Annotated in this window: 18 protein-coding genes and 1 tRNA gene; 13 read left to right on the forward strand and 6 right to left on the reverse strand. The window is 34.5% G+C overall.

Annotated elements, in window-relative coordinates:
- The first annotated feature begins 278 nt into the window (after window positions 1–278).
- The gene (locus P0Y62_19195; GenBank protein ID WEK69918.1) at window positions 279–713 is read left to right on the forward strand and encodes a cold shock domain-containing protein; all 435 of its coding nucleotides are present in this window, start codon (window positions 279–281) and stop codon (window positions 711–713) included.
- 78 nt (window positions 714–791) lie between these two features.
- On the opposite strand, the gene P0Y62_19200 is transcribed toward P0Y62_19195, so the two are convergent.
- Window positions 792–1190 (reverse strand): hypothetical protein, encoded by a 399-nt coding sequence (locus P0Y62_19200; GenBank protein ID WEK69919.1) that lies wholly within the window; start codon window positions 1188–1190, stop codon window positions 792–794.
- Between the two features lie 181 nt (window positions 1191–1371).
- Between P0Y62_19200 and cobT the strand changes: the two genes are divergently transcribed.
- The 3 genes from cobT to P0Y62_19215 are packed head-to-tail and all read left to right on the forward strand — an operon-like array spanning window position 1372 to window position 3698.
- Window positions 1372–2376 carry a nicotinate-nucleotide--dimethylbenzimidazole phosphoribosyltransferase gene (cobT, locus tag P0Y62_19205; GenBank protein ID WEK69920.1) on the forward strand — a complete coding sequence of 335 codons (1005 nt, stop codon included), beginning with the start codon at window positions 1372–1374 and terminating at the stop codon, window positions 2374–2376.
- Window positions 2377–3159, forward strand: coding sequence for an adenosylcobinamide-GDP ribazoletransferase (locus tag P0Y62_19210; protein ID WEK69921.1), 783 nt, complete (start codon window positions 2377–2379; stop codon window positions 3157–3159).
- Window positions 3144–3698 carry a histidine phosphatase family protein gene (locus P0Y62_19215; GenBank protein ID WEK69922.1) on the forward strand — a complete coding sequence of 185 codons (555 nt, stop codon included), beginning with the start codon at window positions 3144–3146 and terminating at the stop codon, window positions 3696–3698. The genes P0Y62_19210 and P0Y62_19215 overlap by 16 nt, the downstream gene beginning before the upstream one ends.
- A 168-nt stretch (window positions 3699–3866) precedes the next feature.
- Here the strand turns inward: P0Y62_19215 and P0Y62_19220 are convergent, their stop codons facing one another.
- From P0Y62_19220 to P0Y62_19230, 3 genes are all read right to left on the reverse strand, one after another.
- Window positions 3867–5618, reverse strand: coding sequence for a hypothetical protein (locus P0Y62_19220; protein WEK69923.1), 1752 nt, complete (start codon window positions 5616–5618; stop codon window positions 3867–3869).
- A 194-nt stretch (window positions 5619–5812) separates the two neighbouring features.
- A tRNA-OTHER gene (locus tag P0Y62_19225) sits at window positions 5813–5923 on the reverse strand.
- Window positions 5924–6162: 239 nt separating this feature from the next.
- The gene (locus P0Y62_19230) at window positions 6163–7545 is read right to left on the reverse strand and encodes an RtcB family protein (protein WEK71830.1); all 1383 of its coding nucleotides are present in this window, start codon (window positions 7543–7545) and stop codon (window positions 6163–6165) included.
- 101 nt (window positions 7546–7646) lie between these two features.
- On the opposite strand from P0Y62_19230, the gene P0Y62_19235 reads away from it, so the two are divergent.
- The 4 genes from P0Y62_19235 to P0Y62_19250 all read left to right on the forward strand — a co-directional run bounded on the left by P0Y62_19235 (window position 7647) and on the right by P0Y62_19250 (window position 13302).
- On the forward strand, window positions 7647–11648 hold the full coding sequence (locus tag P0Y62_19235; GenBank protein ID WEK69924.1) for an AAA domain-containing protein: 4002 nt from the start codon (window positions 7647–7649) through the stop codon (window positions 11646–11648).
- Window positions 11642–11974, forward strand: a complete 333-nt coding sequence (locus tag P0Y62_19240; protein WEK71831.1) for a HopJ type III effector protein — start codon at window positions 11642–11644, stop codon at window positions 11972–11974. Before P0Y62_19235 ends, P0Y62_19240 begins: the two co-directional genes overlap by 7 nt.
- A 115-nt stretch (window positions 11975–12089) precedes the next feature.
- Window positions 12090–13109 carry a WYL domain-containing protein gene (locus P0Y62_19245; GenBank protein ID WEK69925.1) on the forward strand — a complete coding sequence of 340 codons (1020 nt, stop codon included), beginning with the start codon at window positions 12090–12092 and terminating at the stop codon, window positions 13107–13109.
- Window positions 13110–13170: 61 nt separating this feature from the next.
- Window positions 13171–13302, forward strand: a complete 132-nt coding sequence (locus P0Y62_19250; protein ID WEK69926.1) for a hypothetical protein — start codon at window positions 13171–13173, stop codon at window positions 13300–13302.
- Window positions 13303–13463: 161 nt separating this feature from the next.
- On the opposite strand, the gene P0Y62_19255 is transcribed toward P0Y62_19250, so the two are convergent.
- Together P0Y62_19255 and P0Y62_19260 are read right to left on the reverse strand one after the other, a co-directional pair.
- On the reverse strand, window positions 13464–14648 hold the full coding sequence (locus tag P0Y62_19255) for a DUF1501 domain-containing protein (protein ID WEK69927.1): 1185 nt from the start codon (window positions 14646–14648) through the stop codon (window positions 13464–13466).
- A gap of 74 nt (window positions 14649–14722) precedes the next feature.
- Entirely contained in the window at window positions 14723–16108 is a 1386-nt protein-coding gene (locus P0Y62_19260) for a DUF1800 domain-containing protein (protein WEK69928.1), read from the reverse strand.
- Between the two features lie 370 nt (window positions 16109–16478).
- On the opposite strand from P0Y62_19260, the gene P0Y62_19265 reads away from it, so the two are divergent.
- The 5 genes from P0Y62_19265 (at window position 16479) to P0Y62_19285 (ending at window position 20329) form a co-directional block, all read left to right on the forward strand.
- On the forward strand, window positions 16479–17042 hold the full coding sequence (locus P0Y62_19265; GenBank protein WEK69929.1) for a hypothetical protein: 564 nt from the start codon (window positions 16479–16481) through the stop codon (window positions 17040–17042).
- Window positions 17043–17156: 114 nt separating this feature from the next.
- Window positions 17157–18206, forward strand: a complete 1050-nt coding sequence (locus P0Y62_19270; GenBank protein WEK69930.1) for a glucokinase — start codon at window positions 17157–17159, stop codon at window positions 18204–18206.
- A 144-nt stretch (window positions 18207–18350) separates the two neighbouring features.
- On the forward strand, window positions 18351–18917 hold the full coding sequence (locus P0Y62_19275) for a YceI family protein (GenBank protein ID WEK69931.1): 567 nt from the start codon (window positions 18351–18353) through the stop codon (window positions 18915–18917).
- Window positions 18918–18995: 78 nt separating this feature from the next.
- Window positions 18996–19622 (forward strand): YceI family protein, encoded by a 627-nt coding sequence (locus P0Y62_19280; protein ID WEK69932.1) that lies wholly within the window; start codon window positions 18996–18998, stop codon window positions 19620–19622.
- 65 nt (window positions 19623–19687) lie between these two features.
- Window positions 19688–20329, forward strand: a complete 642-nt coding sequence (locus P0Y62_19285; GenBank protein WEK69933.1) for an alpha/beta hydrolase — start codon at window positions 19688–19690, stop codon at window positions 20327–20329.
- Window positions 20330–20401 lie beyond the last annotated feature (72 nt).

The raw sequence follows: 20401 nt of genomic DNA on the forward strand, positions 1-20401 counted from the left end.
TTAAATCGACCCCGACTTGTTTTGTGTTGTTATTTTTCGTATATTTGTATATTATCTTAAAGACAGGTTCTCTGCTTTCAAGTGTTGTGATTATTTGGAATATCATTTTTCTTTTTTCATCTTTTTAAATTGTTCTCAGAACAATCTGTTCAAATAAAGACAACCGGAAAACATATTACATCTCTTTTAGAAAGAGGTATTAATATTGTATAGTTTGAATATTATACGATGTTTAAACTTAAAACAGTACTCAGTAACAATTAAATTTAAAAAGATATATGGCGGATTCTTTCTCTAAAAAAGAAAATTTCAAAAAGAAACAGCAAAAACTAAAAGAAAAGGCTCTACGTCGTGAAGAGCGTAAGGAAAACAATGATAAAGGTAAAAGCCTTGATGAAATGTTTATGTATGTAGATGCAAACGGACAACTGACGTCTACACCTCCGGATCAGGATGCAAGACAGGAAATTGATCTTGATAACATTCAGTTGGGAGCAGCTCCAATCGAAGCTGAAGAAGTTTTAAAAACAGGAATTGTAACTTTTTTAAGTGAAAAAGGATACGGCTTCATTACTGAAGATAAAACAAAAGAAAATATCTTCTTCCACAATAATAACTGCATCGATCAGATTAAAAAAGGAAACAAGGTATCTTTCGAAAAAGAAAAATCTCCAAAAGGATTTTCTGCAACGGAGATCAGACTGGTAAAATAATTAATTCTGTTTAAGATTAATTTCTCAGATATAGTAAAATCCCTCAAAAATGAGGGATTTTTTATGTAATAAACTTAATTACTGATAAAGATTTTCTCTGATTTCAATTAAAAGTTTTGTCGTTTTCTCCAGATCCGGATAATCGGGAAGAGCAGAAATAGAATGATAATGTTCAATTGACCGGATAAGATCTTCTGCTTTTTTCATTACCGCTTCATACGACCAGTTTCCGGCCTTAATATCCAATAGCTCATCCCGGTTTTCTACGCGAATATTTAAAGAATTTGTTTTAAAAATCTGTTCACATGACTGTAATAAACGAATGGTGTGCATCATGTTCTTACTGTCATAATTCTGTCCGTGATGTTGATTCACTTTATAGCGGTCTTCATTTCGCTCCGAAACCCATTTCCAGTATTCACGATAATCTTTGCAGTAAGTCGAGTAGGCTTCAAGATTACAGAACAGATAAGCCAACACCTTTTCACCTTTCGGAACCGATGAAACAGATAGCTGATTGGCTTCCTTTCCAGTAAGGATTTTTTGTTAAGACAAAAGAAAATAAATGAAAAATTAAATATCCGTTTAATACTCAGAATTTAGTAATTTGCATCCCATCATTTAATCTAATAAAAAAGAAAAAACTTCCATTACATCAATGTTAGCATACGAACTACAACACAAAATCGATTTCAAGACAAAACCATTAGGAGCATTAGGATTTTTAGAGCAATTGGCCTATAAAATCGGAATGGTTCAGCAGACAACATCTCCAAGATTAATCAAACCTCACATGGTTGTTTTTGCGGCCGATCACGGAATTGCAGCAGCCGGAGTCAGCGCTTATCCACAGGAAGTTACGTATCAAATGGTGATGAATTTTTTAGGCGGAGGAGCGGCGATCAATGTTTTCTGCAGACAGAATGGGATTAACATAAAAATTGTGGATGCAGGTGTTAATTTTGATTTTCCGGAAGGTTTGGATTTGATCGATAAAAAAGTTCGAAAATCCAGTAGAAATATGATGGAAGAACCGGCAATGACTGCTGAAGAATATCAGCGGGCAGTAGAAAACGGTAAATCTGTTGTTGAAGAAATTGCTAAAACTGGCTGTAATATCATTGGTTTTGGAGAAATGGGAATTGGTAATACTTCGGCTTCCTCGTTAATGATGAGTAAGCTATTCAATATTCCGATTGCAGATTGCGTGGGAAGAGGAACCGGTTTAAATGATGCTCAGTTACAGAATAAAATTGATCTTCTTTCAACATCTGTAGAAAAGTATCCGGATCTTAAAACGATAGACGAAATTGCCCAGACTTTTGGCGGGCTGGAAATTGTGCAGATGATGGGAGCAATGGAAGAAGCATACCGACAGAATATGCTGATTCTTGTTGACGGATTTATCGCTACGGTTGCTATTTCCGTTTTATTTAAAAAGAATCCTGAAATTATAAAGAACTGTATTTTCTGCCATGTCAGTGATGAGTATGCACACATCAAATTGTTAGAATTATTAGGACAAAAAGCTTTGCTGAATCTTAATCTGCGAGTAGGAGAGGGAACAGGTTGTGCATTGGCCTACCCACTGATTCAAAGTGCGGTCAATTTCCTGAACGAAATGTCGAGTTTTGAGGATGCGAATGTTTCAAATAAAGATTAAATGAAAGTCGTCAAGAATGAACTGATTTATTTCGCAACAGCGGTGATGTTCTTCACCCGAATTCCTGTTCCGTTCAAAGTTCCGTATTCAAGTGAAATTATGAACAGATCCCAGAAATACTTTTCCTGGGTGGGATTATTGGTTGGAGCCATTAATGCTGTTGTTTTCTACCTTTCTTTTCAGCTTTTTAATCTTGAAATTGCTATTGTTTTAATGATGGTTTCCAGTGTTTTGCTGACCGGAGCTTTTCACGAGGATGGTTTTACCGATGTATGTGACAGTTTCGGAGGCGGTTACGGAAAAGAGAAAATCATGACCATTATGAAAGACAGCCGTGTAGGAGCTTACGGAGCGATTGGAATTATTTTATTATTTGCCTTAAAGTTTTTCAGCATTAAAGAATTGGGAAGTATTGATATCATGAAAACTTTAGCTATCATTATTTTTGCCCATACTTCAAGCCGGTTTATTTCGGGAACAATGATTTATACCCATCAATACGTCACAGATATTGACGTGAGTAAATCAAAACCATTGGCGAATAAACCGTTGGATGGAAAGTCTTTATTGATAAGTTTTCTGGCTGTTCTTATTGCTTTTTCATTGCTTCCGGATTGGAGGCTAATTCCAGCTTTTGTATTAGCTTATATCGGGAAAATCTACTTGGGTTGGTATTTTAAAAAACATATCGGCGGTTATACCGGAGATTGCTTGGGGACGGTTCAGCAGGTTTGTGAGGTTATATTCTATTTAGGAACCATTATCGTATGGAAATTCATTTAATTCGTCATACCGCAGTAGAAAATCCGGATCATTTGTGTTACGGATTTGCAGAAATGCCTTTGAGAAAAGACTTTGAAGAAGATGTAAAGGATATTCAAATTGATAAAGATTTTGATTTGATAATTTCAAGTCCGTCTCAACGATGTCAGTTATTGGCAAAATATTTTCTGCTGCATTATGAAACTGATGGAAGAATCCGGGAAATGAATTTCGGCGATTGGGAACTGAAAAAATGGTCGGAAATTCCGGAAGTGGAAATCAATCCGTGGTATGAAGATTTCATTACTATAAAAGCCAAAAACGGGGAGAATCTATTAGAAATGAAAAGCCGGGTTTCTGAGTTTTGGAATGAACTGATTTTAAAAGAAGGCATCAATAAAGTCTTAATTATCGCCCACGCCGGAGTTATTCGGCTGATTCTCCATTCTATCCTTCAATTTCCTTTAGAAAATATGTTCAGTATTCAGATTGATTATGGGAAAAAAGTTGTGATTGAAGTAAAAAATAGATTGCTTTCTATTAAAAATATTAATTTATAAAGCTATCGCAGATTTAGCTAATTAGGCAGATTTTGTAAGGGTAATCGTTAATTTTTAGCGGAAAGTTTCCAAGTCTTGAATTTTTGTTTCTTTTGTTTTAAGACAAAAAAAATAATGATTTTAAACAAAACTGCCATTTCAAGAATTCACTTAAAATGACAGTAAAAGTTATTTGAAAATTTTGATGAAGCTGTCTTTTTCCAGGTTTTCCAAAGAAAAATCGAAATCTGCTTCATCTTTATCAGAAGTAATCGTTGCGCCCAATTCTTCAACCAGCTGATTGAAAGAAAATGCTTCATTCCATTGCTGATACAAAGCACGGGTTGCCATTACGGAGACATCGCTATTTCCGGAAACATGAGAATGGCCTGCTCCGAAGTTTAACAGTACAAAACATTGTTTTCCGTCTTTTGGCAATAACATTCCCAAAATTGTTTGTTTCTGAACCGAGCTACATTTAGCTTCAGCAAAGACTTTGTTAGGAGCCATCATATAATCATAGGAAATCTGATCTCCTTTTCCAATTACAATTTTATAACCGCAGTTGGCATCACCGTAGTACACATTGTTTAATACCAAAGTTGGTGTCACCAAGCCTTTGTCGGCATATAAATATTCTACGGCGCCTTGTGGGGCAGAAGTCATATCTCCGGAATACATCAATTGACCATTGTCTTGATTGTAAACTGAATTCCAGCCTATTTTCCCGGCAATATTTAATCCCGAAAGGTCAAGGTCAAAACCTCCCCACGCATCTTCCCAGTAAATTCCGACCGCCATTTGTTCAGCGTAAAATCTTGTTCCGGTAGGAATATTTCCTACAAACATTTTTTCTGAAGTTGGCAAAGCAAATTCTACATTTTCAGGGAAATAGAATTTCTTTCCTGACAGATCATATTTTAATTTTAAATAATCTAAAATGAACTCGTAGTTTGACATATTCACAAATGTATCCTGACCTTTTTTCGCCCACGATTTTCCGTTTCGGATTCTGTATACAAAAGTATCCTGACCATATATTCTTGAATAACAAGCTGACAACGCCTTAAACAAAGCAAATGGAGTGGCATTTTCCAGCCAGTGAAAATCACCGACTTCCAGTAATGTATTCGTAGCATCATTCAACGGATTGGTAATTAATGGCTTATGGTAAGTTTTTGAAAGCTTCGAAATTTTATTAATCATTTTTTGCGCTCTGTTTTTATATGCTAAAAATAAAGGTTTGAAACGGTTGAAAATTTCTGCCAGTTTTTCCAGTCCGAAACTTTCAAATAAATACGTAGGATTGAATGTGCTTTGCTTGATAAGATTGATCAATTCATCATTTTTAATTAAAAGTGTCGTCTGGGTTGTTTTGTAAATGACATATCGGAAAAATTCAATTGAATTTTCAGGGTAAATATCATATTTGTCTGCAATTTTAATGACAGCTTCCTTGTTTCTGATATTTTCCTTTCCGGTAAAATCATAATCCAGATCATTATGTAAAATATTCAATGCATCATCGATCGTTTCTTCTTTCAAGGCAATACCCGATCTCAGAATAGAAAGACATTTTTCCTTCATTTCTTCTACTGTATACGCTTTAATGACTTTAAAACTCAACTTTAAATCGGGAATATTTAATACTTCATTCGGGATATAAATTTCATTCTGGAAGTTACTTCTATACGTCGAAATATAATGTTTGATCTGTTCAAGTAACAATTTTGTTCCTGAGCTTTCTTTTATTTTCTGCCACGATTTGTGAAAGGTTTTGTTCAGATCATTTCCGTTTAGTTTTTCTTTGGCATAATAGGAAATAATTTCTTTTTTTGCCCAAACTGCGCCAGGTTCAATGATAAAACCTTCCTCAGAAATAAATGCTTTTGCATCAGATTCTTTGGCTAATACGGCATTGAATAATTGTAATGTTTTCATTGTTTTTTAATTTTAAAAAATAAGTGAGGAGTAGTTTTCTTTAAAGTGAATAATATAGGAACTCCTTTTACCTATAGTTTATAAAAAGCGGGGAGTAGTTGTCCAAATTATAGGAACTCCCTTTGCCTTAGATTTTAAAAAGGCGGAAAGTAAATAGGAAATATAGGAACTTTCTTAGCCTTATTTTTATTTTGAAGAGCAGACAGGACTCGAACCTGCGACCAACAACTTTGATGTTGTACAGGAACCTTTTTTGCCAAGGACGAAAAGCAATCTGTTGCTCTAACCATCTGAGCTGCTGCTCTTACCTTATTAAAAGTTTTCATGAACCTTACAAGTTTTTTAAGTCTGCAAGGTTTGTACATTAGTTTTTTTATTAAACGCAAAGGCGCAAAATTTTTCTGTATTTCGTTTTTTAAGGCGCAAGAAAATCAAAGATTTTAGCAACATATTCAGCATTAAATTTTATCAAAGATAAAATCCTTGTGCCTTTATAGTTTTAAGTTTTGGAAATAAGCTCTGCGTCTTTGCGATTGACCAATAATTAAGCTTTTCTAAACTTTTTCTTTTTTTTCCACGGTGCATTCTTCTGAACATCACCCGCCATAATACATCCGTAAGGCATCACTTCATCCAGAACTTCACAAAGTTCGAATTCTTCAATCTGTGCTCTCACATTTTTGGCGTTTTTATAAGCAGTTGGAAGTTCCGAAATATCAATTTCATTTGAAAAGAAACGAACATCCAGTCCTTTTGTTTCCTCTGCAAAAATTTCTTCAGTCGTTTTATGAGCCAAAGATTTTTTATGCTGACTTCTGCTGAAATTTCTTCCCGCTCCGTGAGGTGCAAAACCGAGATTTCTTTCATTGGTTTTTCCCTGAACAATCAAGACAGGTTCTGCCATATTTAGTGGAATCAATCTTGGACCTGTAATATCCGGCATGAATTTGTCATCCAGTGGAGTGGCTCCTTTTGCGTGGTAAAATAAATCTCCATCCTTGAAAACGAAATTATGTTCGTTCCAATATCTGTTTTCTTTCTCAATTCCTAATTTATTTAAAGTCGCATCATGAATAGAAATATGGTTTTCTTTTGTCCATGTTCTTATCAGCTGAAGCGCTTCCCAATACGATTTTCCTTCTTCAGAATCATATGGAATCCAGGCGTTTTCTCTCAAGGTTTCAGGAGAATTTTCCATTCTGAATTTATTGGCCACCTTCATTCCTTTATCATACAAAGCGGCTCCCGGAGCTCTTGAACCGTGGTGCGTCACCAGCATCGTATTTCCGGTATTTTTTGAGATTCCGACAAATAAGAAATGGTTTCCGTCACCCTGCGTTCCCATATGAGAACGGGCAATACTTATCAGTTTTTCATCATTCAGGAAGTCATTTTCTCTGAAAGCATCCATCAGCTCATCAGACATTGGCATTTGTTCCCCTCTTGGTCTTCCTCCGTATCCAAAATGCGTCACTGAATGAGCGGCATCCAATACTTCTTTAGGATCAGCTTTTCCAAAATCCGTCAGCATCACCGAACAGCAGATATCTGCGCTATGAAATCCCGGATGAATAGCATTTTTAGCCACAACAACTCCACCAACAGGAATCTGACCAACCGGACCTGTAGGACAGGCATCCGGCATAATCGCACCGGCAACCAGAGTCGGGGTTTTCATCAGGACGTTCATCGTATTGATTACTTTTTCCACATTATCATTTTCACTTTCATGTTCTGCTCTGATGTTGATCACGAAATCTTTTGCTGTTTCATGAAGAGGAATCAGTTCAGGTTGTTTAAATTGCTCTAAATATTCCTTGATTTGATTTTCACCCAGTTTGTTTTCGTTTATATATTCCAAAGCTTCCGCAAACCATTTCGCAGGTCTATACCCTAATTCGATTAAGTGATTTCCATTAAATTCCATGTGTTCTCTCATTTTGTTGATGCAAAGTAAAAACTAAAGTGTGCAATGTTTTTGCGTATTAGAAAAATTTTATATTTTTATTCAAAATTATTTTACACAAGATGGAAAATTTAAATCCGGAAATATTTCAGGCATTTCAAAACAAACTAAAAACAGGCAATAGAAGAGGTGTTCACTTAAATGCAATTCCCGGAAATTCAAGATATAAATTTGATCTTGCACGGCTTTCTGAAATTCATAAAAGTCTTCCCGAGCATTTTATCATGAACCTTTTAACGCAGAAAAACGTTAATTTTAAATTCTCCATTCACGATAAAATTACGGATGAGATTTCTAAAACGGAGGAAAAAGAGAGTACTTATCTGTTTGATGATGAAAATGAAGGAACCGAAAATAAGACGACAGAAGTTGCTCAGATTAAAGATAAAACGCGAGAAACGGTCTTGGAAAAACTTTCCATAGGTTTGGAAAATCTGATCTTTCAAAATGAAGTGATACAATCTGAAAAAGGAATCAATTCTCTGGGATTTGGTTTTCCTATGCTAATCCGAAAAGATATGGACGGACAAATTTCTGCTTCACCTATTCTAATCTGGTCTGTCAATATAAAGCCAGTCAATGAGCTTAATACATGGGAAATCAGCAGAACCGAAGATGACCCGATTTATGTGAATGAAGTTCTGATCAATCACCTGCAAAATGATTCGGGAATTGTAGTAGAGCAGATTTCTGAAGAAATGCTTGCTGACGGAAAAATAGATAAACCTGAGCTTTCGCAGATCTGCCAAACTCTGTTAGATCAGCTTAAAATAACGCAGAATTTAGATTTTATCCTTAATAATTATGAGGAAATTCCATTGATCAAAACGAAAGCTTCCTACGAAGAACAGCTTCAGAACAATGGAGATGCAATAATCATTAAATCCGGTGTTTTTTCCATTTTTGAAGTTCAGAAACAAAATATCATTAATGATTATGAGTCGTTGAAGAGGGAATTTAAACCTCTTGAAAATGTAATAAAACCAGACTTTCAATCTATAGCTTCGGTAGAAACAGATCCTTCTCAGCAGGGAATTTTAGAATCATTAAAATCCCAGACGAAAATTCTGATTCAGGGGCCTCCGGGAACAGGAAAAAGTCAGACTTTGACTGCAGTTTTAGTCAATGCATTGGAAAATAAACAGAAAACAATTGTTGTTTGCGAAAAACAGACTGCATTGGAGGTTTTATATAATGCACTTCATAAACTTGGATTGGAAAGGTATTGTATTATGATCAAAGACAGTGTTTCCGACAGGAAGTTTGTGGTAGATGCTGTCCGGAATACCATTGATACGATCGATTTCAAAAAACAAAAGCCATCCCATTCTGTTCAGTCGCTGAAAGATCAGCTGACCGAAATTTTACAGCATAAAACAACCATTAACACGGTTCATGAACTCCTGAATTCAGATTTGATTTCCGGCAAAAACTGGACGGAGATTGTGGGTGATCTTTTAACATTTCATAATACGAAAGAAAATATAGATGTTCAGGATATCCGGTTTTCTTTTTCAGAAGAAGAGGGTAAGGAAATTGAATATGTCTTGGAAAAAGGAAAAGAAGTGTATCAGGAATATCAACCTTTTGAAAAATCTTCATTTATTAATCCTGAACAGCTGATTCGTGAGAATTTTCATAACAGTCTGCAGAATTTAGATGATACTTTCCGGGATTATGAAAAGAGGTGGGATGAGATTCAGTCACTGATCATAAATTTTAAGCCTGTGTATGAAGAAAAGAAAAAACAGGATTTTAGTCAGAATTTTCAAAAATTATCATCTTTAATCAATGAAACGGAAGTGATTACCTCTGTTCTTAATCAAAATTCCGAAGAATTTCATCCGGAAATTACAAATGGTTTTTTCTATAAGTTCACCGCATTGTTTTCTTCCGCAAAGAAAAAGAAGATCAGTAATCAGAAAAGATTATTGGAAATAAGTTCAGCAATTAAAAAGATAAGTTTAAATGAATTTTTTCCTTCGATCGAACTGTCCGACAATCTTTGGAACAATAGAAATGAAATTCTAAATTACCGTCAGAAAATACAACATCTTCAGTCCGAATTTTCGTCCCAACTGGAACAACAGTTCAATACTATTGATTTCCTGAATGTTTTTGATCCTGTAATTTCCGGAAAAGAAACGGAGATAATTGCCCAGCGGATTCAGCAGTTGAAAAAAAATATTTCAAATGATCAGTGGGTGAAAGATCTGAACTTTGGAAACACCTATCAAAACTTTGATCAGTATATGATTGCTGTTTTGGATCAATACAGAACGTATAGAAATCATCCTGAAAATCCGTTGTTGGCAGAATTTAACTGGTTTTATTTTTACCAGCCTTTAAATGTTTTCCAGAAAAAGATGTTGGAAAAACTTCAGTCCGTTAGTAATTGGAAAGCTTCTTTCTATGCTGCCTATTTTCCGTTATTGTTGAGTAAATATTCTGATTCTCAACTTAATTTTAATGAAAAGAATTACGAAGAAATTAGAAAGCAGATAATGCAGTACAGATCTTCCCAGCAGAATTTTATTCAGTATTTCTGGAATGATGCTCAGCAAAATGCAGTGAAGACCTTTGAGCAAACGAATAAAGATATTACAGTTGCTAATCTTTATAATAAGCGGAGCAGTGTAAATCATAAAAGATTAACATTGAGGCAGATTGTTCAAAAGGATATCGATCTTTTTACCAAATTTTTCCCTATTATTCTTACCACACCCGATGCATGCAGCAATCTTTTTCAGGGGAAGAACTTTTACTTTGATCATGTGGTATTCGACGAAGCCAGCCAGCTGAAACTGGAAGACAATCTTCCGGCCATGCTGAAAGGGAAAAATATCATTATTGCAGGAGATGAGCATCAGATGCCGCCTTCCAATTATTTCAGTAAAGTTTTTGACGGAACAATTGAAGATGAGGACGAGATTGAATCTGAAAATGAAGTGATCACCTATAAAAATTCCTTGTTAAATATTGAATCTTTATTGGATTTTGCTACGGAAAGTCAGTTTGAAAAAAATCATCTGGACTTCCATTACCGATCAAAACATCCTTATTTGATTGATTTTTCAAATCATGCGTTTTATAATTCGCGGTTGAAGCCTCTTCCTATAAAATCTGAAAGTGTACCGATTGAGTTCTTTCAGGTGGATGGAATTTTTGATGACCATAAAAATAAGGAAGAAGCAGAAAAAGTACTGGAAATTTTACAGAACATTCAGCCTTTGAAAGATGGAAATTATCCGTCGGTGGGAATTGCCACCTTTAATATTTCGCAGCGAAATTATATTAAAAGAAAAATTGTTCAGGAAACCAATCTTCCCGGAAATGAGGTTTTTAAAGAAAAGATCCAGGGACTGGAGGCGGCCGGGTTGTTCATCAAAAACCTTGAAAATATTCAGGGTGATGAAAGAGATATTATTATCCTGTCTACAACCTATGGAAGAAAACCTGGAGGGAAGTTTATCCAGAGCTTTGGGCCAATCAATCATACAAAAGGGTATAAATTGCTGAATGTTATTATCACAAGAGCGAAAGAAAAGATCTACGTGTGTAATTCGATTCCTGAAGAGATTTTCTCGAATTATAAAGAAGCTTTGGCTCAGGAAGGTTCAAATAACAGAAAAGCTGTTTTGTATGCGTATCTGGCGTATTGTAAAGCGGTGAGCGGTAAAAATGAAAATCAAAGACTGGAAATTCTGAATACACTGGATCAGTTTGGCTATACGAATCGTGCCGAGAAAAACAATGGTTCCAGCGCTTTTATTGATGTAATTTATAACCGATTAGAGAAAGATCTTCCTCATTTGAAGTTACTGAAGAATCATCATTTTGGAGGCTATGAATTTGATATTCTCATTGAAAAAGAAGATGGGAAATCTATTATAGTCGAAGCAATGAGTAAAGAAAAATATTCCGGAAATCTTGGATATCTGGAAGATGTACATAAAGAAAAGATCGTAAAGAATACGGGTTCTGAATACGTAAGAATATGGAGCCAGAACTGTTGGCAAAACTTTGATGCTGAAATACAGAAAATACATAAAAAAATATCATGACAGAACAATTAAAAAATGCACCGGAAACTATTCAATTTAAAGAAGTAATTGCTCATATTGATGATCATTACCATTTTACACCAACGAAATTTACCAATGGAAATACGGTAAATGAAGAAAACCAGAATAATGGTTCGTGTAAAGTGTTCAGCTATGCAAAACTGAATAGTTTATCAAAAGAAGATACTTTACATCTTTTCGGAGAGTTTTACAGAGAAGATGTGTTGAAAAATCCTGAAGGAACAGATCATCAGAACATCAGAAACTTTATTGAATTTGGCTGGGGCGGAATTGCTTTTGAAGGTGAGGCTCTAATTAAAAAATAAATTAAAATGCCTCCCTGTCATTCTGACGAAGGAAGAATCTCTATATAAAAAACGGATTCTTCCTTCGTCAGAATGACAACTAACTGTTCATTAAAAACTTAAAAACACAGGAATCATGTCATCCAATAAAAACGCGCTCATCCGGTATAAAACACTCGATAAATGCCTGAAAAATAAATACAGGAAATATACACTCGAAGATCTTATCGACGAATGTTCCGAAGCATTATTCGAATTTGAAGGAAAAGAATCTTTCGTAAGCAAACGTACCGTGCAACTGGATTTGCAGAATATGCGAAGTGAAAAGTTCGGGTATGAAGCACCGATTGAAGTCTATGAAAGAAAATATTACAGGTACAGCGATCCTGAATACAGCATTCATAACATTTCGGTAAATGAAAGTGATCTGAAAGCAATGAATAATGCAGTGCAGATTCTAAAGCAGTTCAAGGATTTCTCGATGTTCAAGGAAATGAACGGGGTAATTCAGAAGCTGGAAGACTCTATTCATTCGACCAGTCAGAAATCAATTATCCACTTGGATAAAAATGAGCAGTTAAAAGGATTGGAACATATCGATATGCTGTATGATGCTATTTTAAATAAAAAAGTTTTAAATATCACTTATAAAAGCTTTAAAGCCAGAGAATCTGATTCTTATGTTGTACATCCGCAACTGCTGAAAGAGTTTAATAACCGTTGGTTTCTGATTTGTTTTAATAAAGACTATGCCTATAATCTGGCATTAGATAGGATGGAAAACATTCAGGTCGAAGAAAAAATAGAGTATATCGATAAAAACCTGGATGGAGATGAATACTTTAAAGATATTGTAGGAGTAACGGTTTCTCCGACTATGGCTCCTAGAAATGTTGTGTTTTTTGTAGATGCTGCCAATGCACCTTACGTAAAAACAAAACCCTTTCATGCAAGCCAGGAAATTATAAGTGAGACGAATGAAGGGATAATTTTTAAAATATGTGTTCAGCTTAACTATGAATTGGAAAGACTTTTACTTGGGTTCGGAGAATCTTTGGTGGTTCATAAGCCGAGAAAACTAAGGCTGAGATTACAGGAGAAGTTTATGGCAGCTCATAAAAACTATGAAAATTTTGTTGCGGATGATGAAGATTGAGTGTTTTTAAATTTATGGCTTAAAAATTGTATCTCTTAAAAAACATAAAAAAATAAATAGTATGAAATCAAGAATATTTAAAGCTGTTCTCGCGGTTGTAGCACCTTTGGTAATTGAATTTATAGTAAAGAAAATTTCCGAAAAACTGGATAAAAAATCACAGGAAGCAGAGCCTAAAAAACTTCCTGCATAAAATTAGAAGTAGTTAGATTTAATATTATAGAAAAGAGACTGTTGATTTTGTAACAGTCTCTTTTTGCTTTTATATGAATATATTGTCATTCTGACGAAGGAAGAATCTTATAAATCAAAAGATTCTTCCTTCGTCAGAATGACACAATTGTATTTCAAAAATCAGATAAAATCATACACTCCATTTTTCCAGCCCAACACTTTAGAAGAATCTGCTTTCAACCAATTCTTAAGAATGGTAGCATATACTTTTCTAAAATCTTCAGAATAAATTAAATCGCCTTCATTCAAATGCGTTAAATCGGGAAGAGTATTCAAAAGTCCTTTCTTTTTCAATCCTCCACTGATGAAAAACATTTGATTGGCTGTTCCGTGATCCGTTCCGTTACTCGCATTTTGGGCTACACGACGACCAAATTCGGAGAAGGTCATTAATAAAATATTATCAAAAAGTCCGTTACTTTTCATGTCGGCAACAAAAGATTTTACCGCTTCATTAATGTCTGCAAATAATTTTTGCTGTCTTTCATTTTGATTGACGTGGGTATCAAAGCTTCCGACCGATAAATAATACACTCTTGTATTAATATCGGATTTTATTAATGAAGAAACAGTTTTAAAATCTTTTCCCAATTGGGAATTCGGGTAGGTTTGCTCTGTCTTTTTAGCTTTACTCTTTTCAAAAATATAACCGGCATTGTTGATGGTTGAACCTAATGTCTGATATAAATAAGAAACAGTCTCGTCGTCGTGATGGTGGTCATATAATGATTTGAAATATTTTTCCTGACTCGTCTGATACAGCCTTTTCGGATCTTTAAAGGCAAATGCCTTATTGTTTTGTCCTTTTAAAGCTAAACTTAGCATGTCATCAACTTCTAACGCTTGTGTCGGATGTTCGCAGCGATAGCATTCTTCATCCAGAAATCTTCCTAGCCAGCCTGTTTCAAGATATTGATCACTTCTGCTGGCTGAATGCCAAATATCCATACTTCGAAAATGGGATTTGTCGGGATTGGGATAGCCTACATTATTCATTACAGAAAGCTCACCGCTGTCATACAACTCTTTAAAATAGGAGAGTGCAGGATTGATTCCGGCTTCATCGGTTAATTGTAATGAATTTTGAATGGCAATGGTATTTCTTTGTTTAAAATAAATATCGTTTCGGGTCGGAATGATCGTATTCAGACCGTCATTTCCACCTGTGAACTGAAGCACGATCAATATCTTATCGCTTGGTTCCAGTGCTTCATCGAATGTCATTGCTTTCAGGAAGTTTGGCATCAATAAAGATGCAGTAGCCAATGAACTTATTTTTAGGAATTCTCTTCTTTTGATTAACATACAGCTAGTTTTTTTAAGTTAAAGATGATCGGTTGCAGGTGAAAAACTTAAGTCGAGATCTGCAACCCGCTACCTTACATTAACTGATATTCTGGTGTTGACATTAGATTAATAACATTCATTTTCAAACTGTTGTCCGAGAAATCTTTCACAGAATTTATATCTAATGATTGGTTGTTTTGAATTAAATAATCTTCAACATTCTTACCATTAAATATCTTTTCCAAACGGTCCCAGTCAATTGTGATATTTGGGTTTTTAAAGCTTTTTGCTAAGGCGTTTACATTGTTTTTCAATCCCATATCCAGATCATCATCTTCTTTGGGGCGATAATCGAGTGGTCTTAATCCCGACCAAATCTGGGGAATCTGCAATCTTAGCATCAAGGTAGAACTGTCAATCCACGATTTTCCATTAGGCCAGCCTGCAACATTCGGTGGATACAAAAGCATTTGTCCCAGTAATTTCTGATAAACGATGAGGTTTTCCGGATTTTGAATATTCATAGGAAGTGTCCGCATCATTCCGGCCATTAGTTCAATCGGCGATTTTATTCTGTTTCCGATGTTTTTCTTATCATAAAACCATGAACTTGAAAAAATATCCGTCATTAGTTTCTTGATATCGTAATTAGAGTGGTAAAAGCTTTCACTTAGTGTATTGACAATAGCTTCATCTACATTTTCATTGACAAAGAATTTATAAATCTTAGTCGTGATAAATTTTGAAGTTGCTTTTTGCTCAAGGATAATATTGAGGGCATCAGTTCCTGTAAAGTTTCCGGTTTTTCCCAAAAATGTTTTTGTTCCCTCATCATGTAGTTTTTTTCTTTCCACGAAATTGCTTTCCTTGTCAAATCCCCATCCTGTAAATGCTCTTGCTCCCTCTCTGATGTCTTTTTCCGTGTAATTTCCTCTTCCCATCGTGAAAAGCTCCATTACTTCACGCGCAAAGTTTTCATTTGGATGATCCTTTTTATTTTGCTGATTATTTAAAAAGTTCAGCATGGCAGGAGCCTGGCTTACCTCAAATAAAAGATCTTTGAAGTTTCCCAGTGCATTTTTTCGGATCACATTCAGAATTTGCCTGTTGAATTTTGGATTAACCACTCTGGAAGCAAAATGGCCATGCCAGAAAAATGACATTTTTTCTCTCATCTGCTCTTTGCTGTTCACCATTTTATCAAGAAAATTCAGGTTCAACTCTTCATTTTGTTCACGGTAAACCTGTTGCATTTCCTTTTTCTTTTCAGCCGGAGCTTTATCGTTCATCATGTAATTGCCACTTTCAGCAATATCAGGCGTTTCATAATTGATAAAAAGAAAAGCCTCTTCTGTAAAGAGATCATGAATTAAGCTTTTAATATCCTTTTTGTGAAGATCTTCGAGCTGATTGATGCCTGCTCCGAAACCTGCACGCCAGAGAAGATGTTTGTTATTGGTGAGCGATGAGGTTGCCATATTGGTATTTTGCTTTTTGGATAGATTTGATGATGAAAAGTTAAATTAATAATTATTAATATTTCTTTTAAAAATTCCAATCTTTTTATAATATATATTTATCATTCTGAATAAAACATAATGAAATGAACAATCTTTCGGTAATGGAGTAGATTCCTCCTTTCTTCGGACCGATATACCTTGGAAAAGAACATATTATAAAAGTCGATTTTTTTATGAAAAATGATTAAACAATCATTTAAATTTAGTGAAATATAATTAATTGAAAACCATTATTTTGTGATTTTAATTAGTGTTAAAAGAAGTGTTTTTTCCTTGCTTGGCACGATTTTTACATCTTCTTGGATAGTAAAATTTAAAAATCAGAGTTATGAAAATGTTTAAACAAGCAATTTTATTTGCTGGAATTTTAACAGCGGGTGTATTAAGTGCGCAGGACTCAAAAATGAATAATATGATTAAAGTAGGAGCGAATGCAGGTTTAGCTGTTCCTGCGGATAACGTTTCTGCTGCAGTTGGTGTGGATGTTGCTTATCAGAATCTAATTACACCGGGATTTGGTTTAGGTATCGCAACAGGATATACTCATTATTTTGGAAAAAACAATAACGGATATAATAATAATGACGTAGGTGTAATTCCTGTAGGAGCATTAATCAGAGTTTATCCGAAACAGACAGGATTTTACTTCGGAACCGATTTAGGTTATGGATTCCTGGTTGGAGATAACAAAGTAGCTTCTAATTCTACAGTGGATAGACCAGACGGTGGTTTTTACATCAAACCGGAAATCGGATACCATAACCAAAGCTGGAATTTCTTTGTACAATATCAGAAAGTATTTGCAGGAAGTAAAGGAGATTTAGCTGGTCAGGACTATAATGTGGGCAACCTTGGTATAGGATTCTCTTATAATATTCCATTAGGAAAGTAAAAATATTTTATTATAAACAATTATTAACCAAACCTTTTCAGTTTTGTGAAAAGGTTTTTTATTTACCTGTAGAATTTACAAAAAGTATTATTATATTTGATAAAACTTGAGATTATGAACTTAAATCCAAAATTTCCGCTTTATTTACCAGGAGTGAAGAATGGTAATAATGACAATGTTTCGATTATTGGAGCAAGCCTTAGTGAAGATGTGACGACATTAGGTTATTTTGTTTCCGGTAATGAAGGACTAAATATAAAAATTCAGACTCATTATCCTACGAAGTCGTTTTCTTCTTTTTCTGAGATTTTAGAAAAATTTATTCAGGAAAATCAACTTGAAAATGTAAAACGATTAGGTATTGCAATTCCGGGTCCGGTAATGAATGGGAAAAGTCATCCTATACGATTAGGCTGGAGTTTTGATCAGCAAGAATTTATCACAAAATTCGGGTTCGAAAGAGCTGATATGCTGAACGACCTTGAAGCTTCTGCATATGGTATGGCACTTTTAGAAGACAATGATCTGGATCCTATTTATACAAGCGGTCATCTGGAAAAAGGAAATGTGGCGATTATAGCACCTGGGAACGGACTGGGTGAAGCCGGATATTTCTTTGATGGAAAATACCTAAGACCTTTTGCTTCTGAAGGTGGACATTCTGAGTTTTCTCCGCGTACCAACGTAGAGGTAGAATTCTATCAGTTCTTAAACAATATTTATGGAATTGTGAGTTGGGAAAATGTGCTTTCAAAAACAGGATTATTCAATATCTATAGATTTTTGAGAGATGTAAAAAGACATCCTGAACCGGAATGGTTAGGAGAGAAGCTTACAAAAGGTGATTTTGTTCAGGAGCTATTTAAAGCTGCCATGGAAGAAGATGTTCTTATCTGTAAAATAACATTAGATACTTTTCTGGAATTTTTAGCGAGAGAAGCCAATAATCTTGCCCTTAAGCTTAAAGCGACCGGAGGACTGCTGATTGCAGGAGATATTCCTCAATCGATAAGAGCATATATTAATAAGGAAAACTTCTATGAGAAATATAAGATCAGTGATAAGATGGAAGAAATGTTGAAAAGCATTCCGATTTACCTGATAAAGAATAATAATACGGCATTGAACGGAGCAGCGCTCTATACGGCTTATTATCAAGAATAAAAAAATCTCCGAAGAAATTCGGAGATTTTTTTTGATGATATGATTCATGAAAATAATTAACTTTATTGATGTACATCAATGAAATCTATCAGGTAAGTTGTCTATTTTTGCATCAGTTAAATAAACAAGTAATAACTTAATTCAATGAAAAAAATATTTTTATTAGCGGTTTTAGCTGGTGGATTAGCTTTCGGGCAGACAAAAAAAGTAGTAGCATCTGATGTTCATTGGTGGGGATATAAAGTAGCTAAATCTGAAGCTAGTTCTCATGACGGAACGATCAAAGTAAAATCTGGTAACGTAGTTTTAAAAGGAAACCAGGTTGTAGGAGGTACTTTCGTTTTGGATATGACTTCAATCAACTCAACGGATCTTTCTGGGGAATATCAGCAGAAGCTTAACGGGCACTTGAAAAACGGAGATTTCTTCGAAGTTGAAAAATACCCTACAGGAACCTTCAAAATCACTTCTGTAAAGAAAAACAACGATAAGACCTACAATAGCCTGGTAACAGGAAACCTTACTGTAAAAGGTAAAACAAATCCTGTTTCTTTCCCTGCTAAGATTGCAGTTGCTAACGGAGCAGTAACTATTGAGTCTAATAAGTTCTCTTTCGACAGACAAAAATTTGACGTTGCTTACAAGTCTACCATGCAAGATGTTTTTGTGAAAGATGATATCGACATGACCGTAAAAGTGACTGCTAAATAATTTAAACAAAAAAAGATTGTTAAAAGTGTAGAAGTTCTACACTTTTTTTTATTTTTGTTGAATTGTAAATAAAAAAGAATGAAAAGATTACTATTGTTGGCTATGATGTGTGTTTGCATGTCATTTGTTTTTGCTCAAAAGAAAGGAGATAAAGTGATAAAGGTGACTTCATCCGAAATCAGATGGTGGGGTTATAAAGTTGTAAAGACTCAGGAAACGTCACACTCTGGAACTGTAAAGCTAAAAAGCGGGAAATTCAATTTCGATAAAACAGTTTTGATAGATGGTGAGTTTGTTATTGATATGAGAAGCTTAATGGCGGGAGATGTTTCTGAAGAAGATCAGATTAAGCTTACCAACGACTTAAAAAGTACAAATTTCTTTGAGGTTAAAAAGTTTCCAACGGCAACGTTTCATTTAACTAAAATTTTACCATTGGCAAATGGGGCTTACAATTCAACAGTATACGGAGATTTTACATTGAAAGGTGTTAGAAAAACGATTTCTTTCCCTGCGAATGTATATATCACTCAGTTTACAGTAATCATTGAATCTGCTAAGTTCTCATTGAACAGAAGAGATTTCAAAGTATTCTACCAGTCTTCATTAAAAGATTATTTTATTAAAAATGAAATGGATATTCAATTCAAGATTTCTACAGAGAAACTGGATAACGAAAACAGAGTTCCTGTAAAAAAGAAATAATTTTTTTAACAATATTTAAATATGGACAGCTTTCAGAAGTTGTCCATATTTTTTATTTTAGAGGGATGAAAATTTATGTAATAAGCGGATTAGGAGCCGATTTTAAAGTGCTGGAAAAAATACAGTTTCCTACACAACATGAAATTGTCTTTATAGACTGGCTCATTCCTGAGAAAGATGAAAGCTTTGCTGCTTATATAAAAAGGATGGCTGAAAAGGTTGATGATTCGCAGCCGTTTTATCTTTTAGGATACTCTTTCGGAGGAATAATGGTGCAGGAAATTAATAAGCTGAAACCTGCTGAAAAAGTGGTGATTTTGGGAAGTATAAGATCGGATAAAGAAAAATCAAGATTAATAAAAGCGGGAGAAATTACAAGAATTCCTAAAATTCTACCTGAGAGTTTATTCAATGAAAAAACAACAAGGGCTTATTCCGTATTTCGAAAATTTTTTGATCCCAAAAACCCTAAAGTTTTACAATATTTCAGGGTAAAAGATCCTTATTATTTAAAATGGTCTATAGAAAAGATTTCCGAATGGAAGTTTGAAGAAACATCGAAAGTTGTACAGATATTGGGTGATAGAGATATTGTCTTTCCTATCAAGAACTCTAAACCGGATTATGTGATTAAAGGAGGAACTCATCTTTTTCCGGCTACAAAGTTTAAAGAAGTATCCCGTATTTTACAGCATGAATTTATTTAAATTGATTTTCTTTTAAAAATGCCCTATTTATTATGGGGTATTTTTTATTTATTTTAGTTTATTTTGAAAAAT

The organism is Candidatus Chryseobacterium colombiense, from assembly GCA_029203185.1.
GTDB classification, from domain to species: Bacteria; Bacteroidota; Bacteroidia; order Flavobacteriales; family Weeksellaceae; genus Chryseobacterium; species Chryseobacterium colombiense.